The following is a 14,114-nucleotide window of genomic DNA, read 5'->3' as shown; positions in this document are numbered from 1 at the left end:
CCCGCAGTAATGCCCACGCAAGGCCAACACGCCGCCGCAAATAGATTTTGAAATTATGCGATATTTGAAAAATAAATTCAACATGCAATTTGCTGGGAATTAATTCTTATGATTACAGGTGAGTATCGATGTCACTCGTCACGCTTGTGGGCCGATTGTGTAAAGGATATAGACCTGCTTGGCAGAAAAAGGCCTCACCATGTGTGCAGCGCACCAATCTGTATGCTATGGTTCCCAAAAGTTGCTGTTTGACGCCGTAGTGCGGCGCAGGAGTTCCCCTCTATGTTCAGCTCAGTCAGCTTGGTTTTGCGGTTGCGGCATACCGTTGCTGTTTCGGCAGGCGTGTTTTGCATTTTAGCGGGCATAAGCGTTGCGTCGATTGCTGCAGATGCGGCATCTACTGCCCCGGCTATTGCTTCGTCAGCTCCGGCCCCCTCATGGGCGCCCGATGCGCAGGATGCCCGCAAGGCTTTGCGCAACGATGCAACCCCGCCCGCCAAACGCGAACCTTCAGTGATGCTTCCACCGCTCGGACCTGACGCGGTGGGCACCATCCGGCGGGTTGCGCTGGCCGATGGGGCCAAGGTGGTTGCTCTTACCTTTGATCTTTGCGAGCTGGATACCGTCACTACCGGCTGCGATATGGATATTCTCGGTTTTTTGCGGGCCGAGCATATCCCGGCCACGCTCTTTATGGGCGGCAAGTGGATGCGCACCCATTCCCGCCGGGTGCTGCAAATCATGACCGAGCCGCAGTTTGAAATAGCCAACCATGCGTGGTCGCACGGCAATTTTGCCTTGCTTTCCCCGGCTGGTCTGCGCGCCCAGGTTTTGTGGACGCAGGCCCAGTATGAGCTGCTGCGCGAGGAGGCCTTGCGCGATGCCAGGGCGCAGGGCCGCCCGGAGCCTTTCATTCAGCCTGTGCCTACACTGTTCCGTCTGCCTTACGGGCGTTGCAGCGACCAGTCTTTACAGGCGCTGGCAAAGCTGGGCATGCAGGTGGTGCAGTGGGATGTGGTGGCGGAATCCGGCGCGGACAATACCAGTATCGAGCATGCGCGGCGCGAGGCCCATCTGGTTGCCTCGCAGGTCAAACCGGGTTCCATACTGCTGTTCCACGCCAATCTGGTGCCCAAGGGCTCGGCGCAACTGTTGCGCGAGACTGTGGCGGAACTGCGCCGCAGAGGCTACAATTTCGTTTCTGTGAGTACCCTGCTGGGCATGGGGGTTCCACAGCGCACCATGAACGGCTATTTTACATCGCCGGGCGACAACAAGGCGCTGGACAGCAAATTCGGTGTTGACGGCACTGGGCGGCATACGCCCTTTAACGGCGAGTAGCCCTTCGCCCGAAACCGGAAGCAAGGAAATCCCTTCGTGAAGCAATACCTTTTTTTTGATCTTGACGGCACGGTGACAGACTCCAAAACCGGCATCATCCGCTCTGTGCAGCATGCCCTGAAGTATTTTGATGTTGCCCGCGCTGACGATGAACTGCTGTATTTTATCGGCCCCCCGCTGAAGGATTCGTTCGGTAAGCTGTTTGGGGGCGATGCGGCCAAGGCTGATCTGGCCGTGCAGAAATACCGTGAATATTATTCGGTCACGGGTATATTTGAAAATGCGCTTTATGACGGCGTGGCAGACATGCTGGCCGATCTGCGGCGTCAGGGCCGGGTGTTGTCGCTGGCTACATCCAAGCCGGAACCCTTTGCCCAGCGTATTCTGGAGCATTTTGGCATTGCCAGCCTGTTTGACCATGTGGCGGGAGCGGAGCTGACCGGCCCGCGCAACAGCAAAACATCCGTGCTGCGGCATGCCTGCGGCCTTTGCGGTGTTGCGGATATGGCGCAATGCCTGATGGTGGGCGACCGGAAATATGACATTCTTGGCGCGCATGCTGTGGGTATGGACGGTGTGGGCGTACTCTATGGCTACGGTTCGCGCGGCGAGCTTGAAGAAGCCGGGGCGGACAAGTTGTGCGAAGACGTTCCCGCCTTGCGGCAACTGCTCCTTGCCTGATTGTCGCCACGGTCTGGCAGGAGCCTCAGACAACAAAAAAACTCCCCGCAAGCGGGGAGTTTTTTTGTTCAATATGTCGGTAAGCTGTATGGCAGGCGTTTAGCCCAGATCCCAGTCCAGCCCGAAGGTGTCGTGCAGAATGCGCACGGCAAGCTCAACGTATTTTTCCTGAATCAGGATGGTGATCTTGATTTCAGAGGTGCTGATCATAAGGATATTGATTCCTTCCTGAGTCAGTGCGGCAAAGGCCCGCGCTGCTACTCCAGAATGGTTGCGCATGCCCACGCCGATGGCGGAAACCTTGGCAACGCTCACATCGTGCAGCACTTCGCGCGCGCCGGTCTTCTGGGCGACTTCTTCCATCATCTGCAAGGTCTGCTTGAGATCCTTGCGCGAGATGGTGAAGGTCATGTCGGTATGGCCGTCCTGGCTGGTGTTCTGCACGATCATATCGACCAGAATGCCCTTTTCGGAAAGAGGGCCAAACACCGCCGCAGCCGTACCGGGCACGTCGGGAAGGTCGCGCAGGGTCACGCGGGCCTGATCTTTGTCATATGCAATGCCGGAAACGAGTACGGCTTCCATGGTGGAGTCCTCCTGAGTGACAAGCGTGCCTGGATCATCGCTGAACGTAGAGCGCACGCGCACGGGAACCTTGTATTTTTTGGCAAATTCTACCGAACGGATGTGCAGCACCTTGGCCCCCATGCTTGCCATTTCAAGCATTTCTTCATAGGCAACGCGGTCCATTTTGCGGGCCGTGGAGCAGATGTTGGGGTCGGTGGTGTAAACACCGTCAACGTCGGTGTAAATGTCGCATTCCACAGAGCCGAGGGAAGCGGCCAGCGCCACCGCCGAGGTGTCCGAACCGCCGCGTCCGAGCGTGGTGATGCGGCCATCTTCGGTGCAACCCTGAAACCCGGCGACCACAAGCACATCGTAGTCGTTAAGGTATTTGCGCAGGGAATTGCTGTCGATGGAGCGAATGCGTGCACGGCCAAAATCGTTGTCCGTGGTGATGGGAATCTGCCAGCCGAGCAGCGAGCGGGCGCGGATGCCCGCATCTTTGAGCAGCATGGTGAACAGGCTGATGGAAACCTGTTCGCCAGTGGAAACGAGCGAATCAACTTCCGCGCGGTCAGGCGTGGAAGACCATTCATCAGCAAGGGCAAGCAGCTTGTTGGTGTCGCCAGCCCGAGCCGAAAGCACCGCAATGACCTTATACCCCTTGGCAAGGCCTCCCAGCACTTTCTCTCGCACCTGCTTCATGCACTCCAGCTTGGCAACGGAAGTGCCGCCAAATTTCTGGACCAGAATTTTCATGCCTGTATCCATTGTCCTCAATCCTTGATGGGTACAACAGGTCAGCCCACCCCGGAACTGGTTACCCGTGGTCAGGACTGTCCACAGGCCAATTTCGGCGCAGGTGGCGCAAAAGCTCAGTGGCAATAGGGCCATGAGCTTGCAGCGTCAGTAGGCGACTTTCTTCGCACGGTTGCACTGAGATGTCCAGATAATCTTGCGGCATTTCCGCCTCGGGCAGGTATTCCGACCATTCCAGCACAGACAGGATTTGCGGATTATCCAGACCCTCGGCAATTTCATCAGGCAGACTGCCGGGGCTGCGGTACAGATCGCTGTGTATGACAGGCGGCTGGGTAGGGTAATAGTTGCAGAGCGTGAACGAAGGGCTGCCCACCTCGGCCTGATCGCCGCCGGGCATGGCCTCCACCAGGGCGCGGGTAAGCGTGGTTTTGCCGCTGCCAAGCGGGCCACGCAGCAACAATGCCGCAATGCCGCAGGTGGCGACAGCCTCGGCAAGCATATGCCCTAGGCGGTTGGTATCAGAAAGATTGTGCAGGATTATCTGGGCCATGGCAGGATGTCGTCCTTTGATTCACTGGCTGCCATGCAGGCAGAGAGGGTTTGCGGCAATGCATCCGCCACTGCCGAGGGCGTATTGCCCCTGAGGGGCCATTGTTCGGCAAGGTTTTTGCCCGCAAGGGCGTGCAGGGCCGCTGCCTGCCCGGCCAGCATGTGGCATGGGGTTAAAGTCTGATTTGCGGTATTGTTGTGCACTTGCGCTTGCTCTTTTGCGGTCTGCATGCTGGGCAGCAGCCGGGCAAGCAGCCCGCCAGCGCAGCCCGCCAGCACATCGCCCGAGCCTCCTACCGCAAGCTGCGGCACATCGTAGGGGCAAAGCAGTGTTGGGGCATCAGCCTGCCCGATGAGGCTTGCCGCTCCTTTAAGAATAATCACGCCACGGCAGAGATCGCGCAGGCGCTCTAGCGCGCCTTGCCGGTCGGTCTGAACATCCGCTGCGGAACAGCCCAACAGGGTTGCCGCTTCGCCGGGGTGGGGCGTCAGAATATCATCTGCGGTTATGCGGTCGAGCAGGCCTTGTCGCCCGGCCAGCAGCACCAGGGCATCGGCGTCAAATACCGTGGGCGGTCTGTGGTCCAGTGCCAAAAGAGCTTCAACAAAGGCCGCAGCGTCCTGCCCCCGGCCCATGCCGGGGCCGACCACAAGTGCAGCGCAGCGTTGGGCCAACTCCACAAAATTTTGCGGCAGGCGGGCGGGCCACTGGCGTTCGCTCTCGCCCAGCGGCAGGGTCATTATTTCGGGCCAGCCGTTCTTGATATCCGCAATGCCAGCACCGGGCGCGGCGGCGGTTACAAGGCCTGCACCTGCGCGCAGGGCCGCACGGGCAGCAAGATGCGCTGCTCCGCCAAGACCGGGCGCGCCACCAACCACCAGCACATGCCCGTAGGAGTTTTTGAAGCCTCCGGGCTGAATCTTCGCAAGCGGGGCGAGGCAATGCCCGTCAGCAACGTAAAAAGAGCAGGGAGCCTTGCGCCGTGCGGCAAGGGGAATGCCAATGCTGCGCACGTGCAGCGCGCCCGTCCAGGGGCGCGCCTCGGGCAAGGCCAGCCCCGGCTTGGCGGCCGCAAAGCTGACTGTGGCCGTGGCGCGCACTGCTTCCGGCATGGGCAGGCCGGTGCGTCCGTCGAGGCCAGATGGAATATCCAGTGCCAGCACAAAGGGACGACTTTGCAGGGAATTGACCGAACGCACAAGCTCCAGCGCATCCGGTCGCAGTTGACCGCTGAAACCTGTACCCAACAGACCATCCACAAGAATATGGGGTAGCTCCGCCCTTTGAAAGACCGCCGGGCGCCAGCGTTCAAAGGTAACGCCTGCGGCTCTGGCAATGCGTACATGTTTGCCGCAGGCCCCCTTGCAGGCGGCAAGAGGCCGCGTGTGCAGCACCAGCGGTTCCGCGCCCGCGTCCAGCAAATGCCGCGCAAGGCATGCGGCATCGCCGCCGTTGTTGCCGCTGCCCATAAGCAGCCATACGCGCAGCCCCGTTAGCTGTGGCTGGTATTCTCGCAAGACGTCAAAGGCCGCTCTGGCGGCATTTTCCATCAGCAGCTCTTCGGGCAGGCCAAGGGCCATGGCTTCCGCATCCCACTGGCGCATTTCAGCGGGCAGGGGCAGGGGAGGGAACAGATCGTCAAATGAGGTGGGCATGTTATGCCTCCAGCACCACAACCGCCACGGCGGCATTGCGGTCATGACTTATGGAAATGTGGGCGGCACGCATGCCCAGAGCCTCAGCCCGCGCAAGCGCAGGGCCGTGCAAATGGAGCAGGGGTTGCCCCGCAGGGCCGCGCAGCACCTCAATATGGTGAGGGCCAATCCCCTCGTTAAAGCCAGTGCCGAGCGCCTTGACCGCAGCCTCTTTGGCGGCAAACCGACCGGAAATGTAGGCAATAGGATTCTCCGGCACGAGTTTCAGTTCATCGGGGGTAAGGATCTTTTGCAAAAAGCGCTCTCCAAACCTGTCGTAACTTGCCTTAATGCGTGCTAGTCCCGTAATGTCAGTCCCAATGCCTACGATCATCAGTTATCCACCATATGCAGTACGGGCAAAATGTACTGCAAATAGGGCTGTTGCCCATTAAAAAAAATTAGCGTATTGCTTGCCTTTCAACCTAAACTATTCTGACCCGTTCCCCGCTGTAACGTCAAGCGCGCTGGCTGTGGGAACGTACGGAGAAATTTTGTATGAAGTTGTGCATTATCGGGACCGGCTATGTTGGCTTGGTCAGCGCCGCGTGCTTTGCTGAAATGGGTAATACCGTGACCTGCGTGGATGTTAACCCGGCTGTGGTGGAAAAGCTCAATGCCGGTTCCGTGCATATTTTTGAACCCGGTCTTGAACCCATGGTTCGCCACAGCCGCACTGATGGCCGCCTCAAGTTTACTACCCGTCTTGAAGATGGCATTGCGGATGCCGACTGCGCCTTTATCTGCGTTGGCACCCCGCCCCAGCCCGACGGCTCGTGCGATCTGAGCTATGTGCGTCAGGTGGCTGGCGAAATTGGCCGCCACATGCAGAACGACCTCGTGGTTGTGGACAAGTCCACGGTTCCCGTGGGCACCGCTGACGAAGTGCGCGCGCTCGTGGAAAAAGAGCTTGCCGCGCGCGGCGTGTCCTACAAGGTGGACGTGGTTTCCAACCCCGAGTTCCTCAAGGAAGGCGACGCCATCTCCGACTTCATGAAGCCCGACCGCGTTGTGCTTGGTACGGATTCCGAACGCGCCGCTTCGCTGATGCGCGAACTGTATTCGCCCTTTGCCCGCACCCGCGACAAGATCATCGTCATGGGCGTGCGAAGCGCAGAAATGACCAAGTATGCTGCTAACTGCATGCTTGCCACCAAGATTTCCTTTATCAACGAAATCGCCACCATTTGCGAAAAAGTGGGCGCGGACGTGCGCGACGTGCGCACCGGCATCGGCTCCGACACCCGCATTGGCTACCAGTTCATCTACCCCGGCGTGGGTTACGGCGGTTCGTGCTTCCCCAAGGACGTGAAGGCGCTCATCCACACCGCTGAAAAGGCTGGCGTGGAACCCAAGCTGCTCAACGCTGTGGAAGACGTCAACGCCCGCCAGAAAAAGCACATGGCTGGCCGCATCATGGAATATTTTGCTCCCCAGGGCGGCGTGAAGGGCAAAACCCTTGCGCTGTGGGGGCTGGCCTTCAAGGCCAATACCGACGACATGCGCGAAGCCGCTGCCATCAGCATTGTCAACGAGCTTACCGCCGCTGGCATGAAGGTTCGCGCCTTTGACCCGGTTGCCGCCGATAATGCCCGCGAAATCTTTAAAGATAATAAGCTTGTTGAAATTGTGGACAGCCAGTACGGCGCGTGCGAAGGCGCTCAGGGCCTGCTGGTGGTTACGGAATGGAACCAGTTCCGCAACCCCGATTTTGACAAGATCAAGGGCCTGCTGACCGCCCCCCTGCTGTTTGACGGCCGCAACCTGTACTCGCCCAACTTCATGGCGCAGCGCGGGTTTGCGTATTTCTGCATTGGCCGCCGCGCCGACTAGAGCCTGTTAACACGATGACCCTTTTGCCCCTTGCCTGCGTCAGGGAGCAAAATTACTCCTGGTGTTAACAGCCCCTTGTAAAAATGCTCAGTAGATAGTTTGAAATGGTTGAAGCCGCCCGGAGCCGATGCTCCGGGCGGCTTTTGTCATAAAAAAGGCTCTGTTCCTGTGGGACAGAGCCTTTTGGCATTATATAATGAACACTTTGAAATGAGAAGTATTTCAAAGTTAATCTGCTCTAGGGGCTGTTTCTAAATAAAAGATTTTGCGCCGAGGACAAGGAAAACAGTATTTTTTACGACAGGAGTGGACTCTTCTGTCCATGACTGGAGTAAAAAATGTTGGATGACGCAGTGATCGGCCAAAAGAATTATTTAGAAACAGCCCCTACACGTTGAACAGGAAATGCATGACGTCGCCGTCGTTGACCACATATTCCTTGCCTTCCACGCGCAAGACGCCATCAGCGCGGCAAGCCGCTTCGCTTTCGTGGCTCATGTAGTCGGCGTAGGAGATAACTTCGGCCCGGATAAAGCCGCGCTCAAAGTCTGTATGGATGACGCCAGCGGCCTGCGGGGCCTTCCAGCCCTTGTGGATGGTCCAGGCGCGGACTTCGTCCGGCCCGGCGGTAAAGTAGCTGTACAGGCCAAGGGTGGCGTAGCCGGTGTGGATGATGCGTACAAGGCCGCTTTCATCAATGCCGTAGGAGGAGAGCAGTTCCGCCTGTTCCTCATCGGGCAGGCCTTGCAGTTCTTCTTCAAGCTTGGCGCAAATGCGCGCAAAGCCGGACTGGCGTTCCTTGGCAAAGGCTTCAAGTTTGTCGGAAAATTCATTGCCCTCGGCAACGGCGGCTTCATCCACATTGGCGCAGTAAATAACGGGCTTGGCCGTGAGCAGGCCAAGTTCGCGCCATGTGGTCAAAAAGCTCTCGTTATCAGGCAGGTCAAATCCCCGCGCGGGCTTGCCGTCGTTGAGCTGGGCCAGCAGGGTCTGCATGATTTCTGCGGATGCCTTGGCGTTTTTGTCAAACTTGGCAAGCTTTTGCAGCTTGTCCAAGCGCTTTTCAACGCTTTGCAGGTCGGCCAGCAGCAGTTCTGTTTCGATGGTGTCCACATCCCGCAGGGGATCAACGCCGCCGTCCACGTGGGTGATATTTTCATCCTCAAAGCAGCGCACTACATGCACAATGGCCGCGCATTCGCGAATGTTGCCCAAAAACTGGTTGCCCAGCCCTTCACCCTTGCTTGCGCCGCGTACCAGACCTGCAATGTCGATAAAATCCACACTGGCGTAAATGGTCTTCTTGGGCTTGGCCTTGGCTGTCAGGGCGTCCACCCGCTTGTCCGGCACCGCCACCGTGGCCTTGTTGGGTTCAATGGTGCAGAAGGGGTAGTTGGCGGCCTGAGCGTTCTGAGCCTTGGTCAGGGCGTTGAAAAGGGTGGATTTGCCAACGTTGGGCAGGCCCACAATACCAATACTGAGCGACATGTTGTCTCCTTGCTGCGCGCAAAAAGGCGTATAGCCCGCAGTGGGCGGCGTGCCCGCGCGGGATTGGCCGCCAGCAAAATCAGCGGCCCGGGTTCACGGATCGTTTACGCTATTGCCCCTGTGGGCAAGACGGAATTGTTGAAAACAGCGGCAGCCCCAAAGGCAACCCGCGCCGTCAAGCAGACAGGCGCGGGCATGTTATAGACGCAAAGCGCGTATGAGGCAAGGACGCTACTGAAGCCGTGTGCTCACCGAGGGCGCAAGCCCGTCGCCGGGCCGGGCCTCGCGCACGAGGGGCCGCAGGTCGTCCGTAATGGGCACAGTGGCCGTGCCCATGGCCAGCACCTCATTGCTTGAGGTGTGGATAAGCCGGATGCTGAAGCGCACCTGTTCGCTGGTAGTCACATAGGTGCCCGCCAGTATGGCCTGACTGGTGCCGCTGGGGCTGGCAAGCTGGCGCACGTCGCGCGTCAGGATAAATTCGCCCTTGAGCTTGTCAAAGCGGATGTCGCGCCCCTTGCGCAGTTCCTGAAAGCGGTAGCCCGCATTGATGAGCCAGCGGGAGATTTCTTCCGTCATCTGGCGCGCCAAGGGCGAGGCTTCGTCCAGATTGTTGATGTTGACCGGGGTGGTGCCCATGATCATGATGCGGGCGCGGGCCAGAGCTTCACGGTCTTTGCGGCTCATGTCCTGGCTGTCGCCCGAAAAGCGCATCATGATCTGTTCGTCAAGCTGCTTGGCAATGCTTACGGCAGCAGTGGGCACGTTTCCGGCTGCCGCCGCCGTGAGCGGAAAGAGCAGGGCCGCAAGCACAAGAATGGTAATGAAAAAGCGGTTCATGGTGATCCTCAGCGCATGGTGCGCAAAAGCAGTTCAACGCCGTTCAGTTCTCTTTTTATGATACCAAGGGTCTGGTCATCGGCACAGATGGAAAGGGCCTGAAGATAGCGCTGCCGCGCAAGCTCATAGCGCCCCTGTTCGCGGAACTGACGGGCCTGACCAAGATAGACCAGGCTGTGCTCGTTGGCATCAGAAAGATAGTTGGCCCGTTCCTTTGCCTCGCGCTTTGCCTGGGCATCATTGGCCTGCCCGCTGTATGACGACATGCTGTCGGCCAGCGCGCTGGCTGGCAGTGCCGCAAGGGGCAGGGCGCATGAGGCCATAAGGCAAAGTGCGCAGATGTTGTTCAACATTTTTTTCATGGCAATTCCGGCATTACCGGCCTTGTTTGATTACAAGCGTGCCGCTGCTGATGCTGCTGGCAGGCGTATAGAGCGAAGTTGGGGCCGGTTTGGCTGGGGCGCTGCTGGCCGTGGCCTTTACCGGCGGTGGCACATCGGCCTCGGCCATGCGCGTCACGATGGGGGTATTCACCAGCACAAGCTGGCCCGTGCGCATCACAAGGCCATCGCTGGCGCGCACCAGCCGGGCGTTGATAAAGGTTGCGTCCTTATCCACATAATAGGTGCCCACAACAAGGGCGGCCCATTTTTGCCCGGTGGTTGAAACCATCTGGTTGGCGGCAAGGGCGAGGTCATCGCGCCCGCCCTGAACGTTGATAGCCCCGTTCAGCCTGTATTCGCGCGTGGGAAAGCCACGCTGGTTGAATTCATAAAACAGCGATTCAGCCATCAGCCTGCCCATGGGCGAGCTTTGCGAGGTGTTGTTCTGGTTCACAAAGGCCGTGGGCATGGCCACAAAGCCCTGAATGGCGTCGTTGGGCATGGTGGCAAGCATCTGCTCGGCCAGTTCGCGACTTTTGAGCTTCAGCTCCACGGCGTCCGTATAGCCGGGCGAAAGCGCGGAAGGCCCACTTTTGGCGCAGCCGGAAAAGAGCGGCAGCAAAAGTGCGCAAAGCATAAGAAGACGCGGCATTATATGCATACAAACCCCGAGTGAAGTTGCTCTGATGCAGTCCCTCGCGCCTTGATCCCGATGGATCCCCGGCGGGATAATTCCTCGTTTGCCGGGGTATTGCCCACTGCCCAGCGGAACTGCTCTTACCATAGTCTTATCGTCACAATGGCCGCCAACTTGAGTGCTGACGGAAAAAACGTCAGCCTACGACCTTTTTTCAAAACTTTGCAAGACACGTTCCAGATAGCGCATTTGCCCCACGGTTGCTTGGAATCACTCTGTCCAAAAGGGATTTTATGCGGTTCAGGATCAGGGAGCATGCGGCAAGCCTTGCCGCAAAGCCCGCAGCGCGGCCCGTGCTGCGCGCACTTGGCTTGCAGGGGGAAATAGCATAGAAGACTCGTTTACGGAGTGCCGTGGCTTTGCGCCGTGGCTCCACTTGTTTTTGTGAGGGAAGCATGCACAAGCACACAACCCGCGCCATCCGTCTGGGCGGGCTTTCCATTGGCGGCGGTGCGCCTGTTATGGTGCAGAGCATGACCAATACAGACACCCGCGATGCCGAGGCAACGCTTGCGCAGATTGCGCGGCTTGAGGCGCGCGGCTGCGAGGCCGTGCGCGTGGCAGTGCCGGACGAGGCTGCCGTTGCGGCCTTGCCCGCCATCCGTGCGGGTACGCGCCTGCCGCTCATAGCGGACATACATTTTGATTACCGCCTTGCCGTGGCCTCTCTGGAGGCCGGGCTTGAAGGCCTGCGCATCAACCCCGGCAATATCGGCCCCAAGGAACACGTGGACCGCGTGGTGGATGCCGCCAAGGCCCACGGGGCGGTCATTCGCGTGGGGGTCAACTCCGGCTCGGTGGAAAAGCGCCTGCTCCAGCAGTACGGCGGCCCCTGCCCTGAGGCGCTGGTGGAAAGCGCTCTCACCCATGTGCGCATGCTTGAGGCGCGCGGTTTTTACGATACCAAAATTTCGCTCAAGTCCTCCTCTGTGCTTGATACCATTGCCTCCTACCGCAAGCTTGCCGAAGCTTGCGACTACCCCCTGCACATCGGCGTTACCGAGGCCGGGGGCCTCATGCGCGGCACGGTAAAATCTGCCGTGGGGCTTGGTATCCTGCTGCACGAGGGCATTGGCGACACCCTGCGCGTTTCGCTCACCGCCGACCCGGTGGAAGAAGTAACCGTGGCGTGGGAAATATTGCGCGCCCTTGGGCTGCGCTCGCGCGGGCCGGAAATCATCTCGTGCCCCACCTGCGGGCGCACGGAGATTGACCTGTTTTCGCTGGCCCGCGCGGTGGAAGACCGCTTAGCTACCTCAAAGGCCGACATCAAGGTGGCGGTCATGGGCTGCGTGGTCAACGGGCCGGGCGAGGCCCGCGAGGCCGATCTGGGCGTTGCGGGCGGGCGCGACAAGGGCATCATATTTCGCAAGGGCGAGGTCATCCGCTCGGTCAAAGGGCAGGAGGCCCTGCTGGCGGCTTTTATGGAAGAACTGCAACAACTGCTCAACGAAAAGGAATCACAGTAATGCGTTTCAGCAACTGCTATATTCCCACCCTCAAGGAATCTCCGGCGGATGCCGAGGTAATCAGCCACAAGCTTTTGCTGCGCGCCGGTATGGTGCGCAGGCTTACTTCGGGCATGTACACCTATCTGCCGCTGGGCCTGAAGGTGATTGAAAAAATAAGCCGCGTCGTGCGCGAAGAAATGGCCGTCGCCTACTTTGAAGAACTGCTCATGCCCATGGTGCAGCCCGCCGACCTGTGGAAAGAATCGGGCCGCTGGGAGCATTACGGCAAGGAACTGCTGCGCTTCAAGGATCGCAACGAGCGCGAATACTGCCTTGGCCCCACGCACGAAGAAGTCATCACCGACCTCGTGCGCGGCGAAGTGCGCTCCTACCGTCAGCTTCCTGTGCGTCTGTACCAGATTCAGACCAAGTTCCGCGATGAAATCCGCCCCCGTTTCGGCCTGATGCGCGGGCGCGAATTTATCATGAAGGACGGCTATTCCTTTGACGCCACGGAAGAAGGCGCACAGCAGAACTACTGGGCCTGCCACGCGGCCTACAAGCGTATTTTCCAGCGCCTTGGCCTCAAGTTTCGCCCTGTGGAGGCCGACTCCGGCTCCATCGGCGGCAACTTCTCGCACGAATTCATGGTGCTGGCTGAAACGGGCGAAGACACCATCGCTTTCTGCCATCACTGCGACTACGCGGCCAACGTGGAGCGCGCCGAAGTGGCCTGGAACGGCAAACCCTGCACGGTTACCTGCGCTCCGGCAGAGAAGGTTGCCACCCCCAATGCCCACACGGTGGAAGAAGTGGCGGCCCTGCTGGGCGTGCCCGCCTCCTCCGTGGTCAAGACCATGCTCTTCAAGGTGGACGGCAAGCCCGTGGCCGTGCTGGTGCGCGGCGACCGCGAAGTGAACGACATCAAGCTCAAGAACCTGCTCAACGCGCAGGATGTGGTCATGGCTGACGCCGCCACCGTGCAGCAGATCACCAAGGCTCCTGTGGGCTTTGCCGGGCCTGTGGGGCTGGAAATCCCGGTCTACGCCGATGCAGAACTGCAAGGCGCCACAGATTACGTGGTAGGCGCCAACGCCGGCGATGCCCACCTTGTGCACGTTGACCTCAAGCGCGACGCCACGGTGACCGTCTGGGCCGACCTGCGCGCCATCACGCCCGAAGACACATGCCCCCGCTGCGGTGGCCGCATTGAGCTTACGCGCGGCATCGAAGTGGGCCACGTGTTCATGCTTGGCCGCAAATACAGCGATGCCATGCATGCCGCCTTCCTTGACGAAAACGGCAAGGAACAGATCATGATCATGGGCTGTTACGGCATCGGCGTTTCCCGCGTGGCCGCAGCCGCCATCGAGCAGAACAACGACGAGCACGGCATTGTGTTCCCGCCGCCGCTGGCTCCTTACGACTGCATCCTGCTGAACCTTGACCCGCGCAACGAAGAGGTCAACGCCAAGGTCGAGCAGATCTACGCCATGCTCAAGGATATGGGCGTGGACGTACTCATGGACGACCGTGACGAACGTCCCGGTGTCAAGTTCAAGGATGCGGATTTGTTGGGTATTCCCATGCAGCTCGTGGTGGGCGGCAAGGGTCTGGCCAAGGGCATTGTGGAATGTAAGGATCGCCGCAGCGGCGAAAAGGGCGAACTGCCCGCCGATGCAATGGCTGAAGCTTTTTCTGACTGGGCCGCCAAGGTTCGCGAGGGGTGGGCGCAGCAGCAGGCCTAGGGGTAATGCCTCTCACGCAACGGTCTGAGGGTTTTTATAGGTTGAGGTAATGTAAAAGGGGCACTGACAGTGCCCCTTTTAC

General features: G+C 59.2%; 13 protein-coding genes. 5 read left to right on the top strand and 8 right to left on the bottom strand.

Features of this window, described 5'->3' with window-relative positions:
• The first annotated feature begins 282 nt into the window (after positions 1-282).
• Both ACUZ9Q_RS08405 and ACUZ9Q_RS08400 read left to right on the top strand, forming a co-directional pair.
• The gene (locus ACUZ9Q_RS08405) at positions 283-1,341 is read left to right on the top strand and encodes a polysaccharide deacetylase family protein (protein WP_449247682.1); all 1,059 of its coding nucleotides are present in this window, start codon (positions 283-285) and stop codon (positions 1,339-1,341) included.
• A gap of 36 nt (positions 1,342-1,377) precedes the next feature.
• On the top strand, positions 1,378-2,022 hold the full coding sequence (locus tag ACUZ9Q_RS08400; RefSeq protein ID WP_300551974.1) for an HAD-IA family hydrolase: 645 nt from the start codon (positions 1,378-1,380) through the stop codon (positions 2,020-2,022).
• A gap of 99 nt (positions 2,023-2,121) precedes the next feature.
• On the opposite strand, the gene ACUZ9Q_RS08395 is transcribed toward ACUZ9Q_RS08400, so the two are convergent.
• The 4 genes from ACUZ9Q_RS08395 to ACUZ9Q_RS08380 form a co-directional block, all read right to left on the bottom strand.
• Positions 2,122-3,345, bottom strand: coding sequence for an aspartate kinase (locus ACUZ9Q_RS08395; protein ID WP_027180909.1), 1,224 nt, complete (start codon positions 3,343-3,345; stop codon positions 2,122-2,124).
• Between the two features lie 61 nt (positions 3,346-3,406).
• Positions 3,407-3,898 carry a tRNA (adenosine(37)-N6)-threonylcarbamoyltransferase complex ATPase subunit type 1 TsaE gene (locus ACUZ9Q_RS08390; protein ID WP_192111972.1) on the bottom strand — a complete coding sequence of 164 codons (492 nt, stop codon included), beginning with the start codon at positions 3,896-3,898 and terminating at the stop codon, positions 3,407-3,409.
• Positions 3,886-5,553, bottom strand: a complete 1,668-nt coding sequence (locus tag ACUZ9Q_RS08385) for an NAD(P)H-hydrate dehydratase (protein WP_449247681.1) — start codon at positions 5,551-5,553, stop codon at positions 3,886-3,888. The genes ACUZ9Q_RS08390 and ACUZ9Q_RS08385 overlap by 13 nt, the downstream gene beginning before the upstream one ends.
• Before the next feature lies 1 nt (position 5,554).
• The gene (locus ACUZ9Q_RS08380) at positions 5,555-5,926 is read right to left on the bottom strand and encodes a holo-[acyl-carrier-protein] synthase (RefSeq protein WP_449247680.1); all 372 of its coding nucleotides are present in this window, start codon (positions 5,924-5,926) and stop codon (positions 5,555-5,557) included.
• A gap of 164 nt (positions 5,927-6,090) precedes the next feature.
• Here ACUZ9Q_RS08380 and ACUZ9Q_RS08375 point away from each other — a divergent pair, with 164 nt between their 5' ends.
• A complete protein-coding gene (locus tag ACUZ9Q_RS08375; protein ID WP_192111970.1) occupies positions 6,091-7,425 on the top strand; it encodes a UDP-glucose dehydrogenase family protein in 1,335 nt (444 codons plus the stop codon).
• A gap of 387 nt (positions 7,426-7,812) precedes the next feature.
• Here ACUZ9Q_RS08375 and ychF read toward each other — a convergent pair whose 3' ends face one another.
• The 4 genes from ychF to ACUZ9Q_RS08355 form a co-directional block, all read right to left on the bottom strand.
• Positions 7,813-8,913 carry a redox-regulated ATPase YchF gene (ychF, locus tag ACUZ9Q_RS08370; RefSeq protein WP_449247679.1) on the bottom strand — a complete coding sequence of 367 codons (1,101 nt, stop codon included), beginning with the start codon at positions 8,911-8,913 and terminating at the stop codon, positions 7,813-7,815.
• 231 nt (positions 8,914-9,144) lie between these two features.
• Positions 9,145-9,753, bottom strand: coding sequence for a FlgO family outer membrane protein (locus tag ACUZ9Q_RS08365; protein WP_215647853.1), 609 nt, complete (start codon positions 9,751-9,753; stop codon positions 9,145-9,147).
• 8 nt (positions 9,754-9,761) lie between these two features.
• Complete coding sequence (locus ACUZ9Q_RS08360) at positions 9,762-10,115, bottom strand: hypothetical protein (RefSeq protein ID WP_449247678.1); 354 nt, start codon at positions 10,113-10,115, stop codon at positions 9,762-9,764.
• A gap of 13 nt (positions 10,116-10,128) precedes the next feature.
• Positions 10,129-10,797, bottom strand: coding sequence for a FlgO family outer membrane protein (locus ACUZ9Q_RS08355; protein WP_215647854.1), 669 nt, complete (start codon positions 10,795-10,797; stop codon positions 10,129-10,131).
• A 431-nt stretch (positions 10,798-11,228) separates the two neighbouring features.
• On the opposite strand from ACUZ9Q_RS08355, the gene ispG reads away from it, so the two are divergent.
• Together ispG and ACUZ9Q_RS08345 are read left to right on the top strand one after the other, a co-directional pair.
• Entirely contained in the window at positions 11,229-12,302 is a 1,074-nt protein-coding gene (gene ispG, locus ACUZ9Q_RS08350) for a flavodoxin-dependent (E)-4-hydroxy-3-methylbut-2-enyl-diphosphate synthase (RefSeq protein ID WP_449247677.1), read from the top strand.
• On the top strand, positions 12,302-14,032 hold the full coding sequence (locus ACUZ9Q_RS08345) for a proline--tRNA ligase (RefSeq protein ID WP_449247676.1): 1,731 nt from the start codon (positions 12,302-12,304) through the stop codon (positions 14,030-14,032). The genes ispG and ACUZ9Q_RS08345 overlap by 1 nt, the downstream gene beginning before the upstream one ends.
• The last annotated feature ends 82 nt before the right edge of the window (positions 14,033-14,114 follow it).

This window comes from Desulfovibrio desulfopostgatei (assembly GCF_053570645.1).
The sequence above is the reverse complement of the archived record's forward strand: the minus strand, read 5'-3'. Positions and strand labels throughout refer to the sequence as shown.

What these genes read in the sequence shown, in the direction of transcription:
- ACUZ9Q_RS08405 (WP_449247682.1), top strand. Translation starts at nt 283, where the DNA reads ATGTTCAGCTCAGTCAGCTTGGTTTTGCGGTTGCGGCATACCGTTGCT.
- ACUZ9Q_RS08395 (WP_027180909.1), bottom strand. Translation starts at nt 3,345, where the DNA reads ATGAAAATTCTGGTCCAGAAATTTGGCGGCACTTCCGTTGCCAAGCTG.
- ACUZ9Q_RS08390 (WP_192111972.1), bottom strand. Translation starts at nt 3,898, where the DNA reads ATGGCCCAGATAATCCTGCACAATCTTTCTGATACCAACCGCCTAGGG.
- ACUZ9Q_RS08385 (WP_449247681.1), bottom strand. Translation starts at nt 5,553, where the DNA reads ATGCCCACCTCATTTGACGATCTGTTCCCTCCCCTGCCCCTGCCCGCT.
- ACUZ9Q_RS08380 (WP_449247680.1), bottom strand. Translation starts at nt 5,926, where the DNA reads ATGATCGTAGGCATTGGGACTGACATTACGGGACTAGCACGCATTAAG.
- ACUZ9Q_RS08375 (WP_192111970.1), top strand. Translation starts at nt 6,091, where the DNA reads ATGAAGTTGTGCATTATCGGGACCGGCTATGTTGGCTTGGTCAGCGCC.
- ychF (WP_449247679.1), bottom strand. Translation starts at nt 8,913, where the DNA reads ATGTCGCTCAGTATTGGTATTGTGGGCCTGCCCAACGTTGGCAAATCC.
- ACUZ9Q_RS08365 (WP_215647853.1), bottom strand. Translation starts at nt 9,753, where the DNA reads ATGAACCGCTTTTTCATTACCATTCTTGTGCTTGCGGCCCTGCTCTTT.
- ACUZ9Q_RS08360 (WP_449247678.1), bottom strand. Translation starts at nt 10,115, where the DNA reads ATGAAAAAAATGTTGAACAACATCTGCGCACTTTGCCTTATGGCCTCA.
- ACUZ9Q_RS08355 (WP_215647854.1), bottom strand. Translation starts at nt 10,797, where the DNA reads ATGCATATAATGCCGCGTCTTCTTATGCTTTGCGCACTTTTGCTGCCG.
- ispG (WP_449247677.1), top strand. Translation starts at nt 11,229, where the DNA reads ATGCACAAGCACACAACCCGCGCCATCCGTCTGGGCGGGCTTTCCATT.
- ACUZ9Q_RS08345 (WP_449247676.1), top strand. Translation starts at nt 12,302, where the DNA reads ATGCGTTTCAGCAACTGCTATATTCCCACCCTCAAGGAATCTCCGGCG.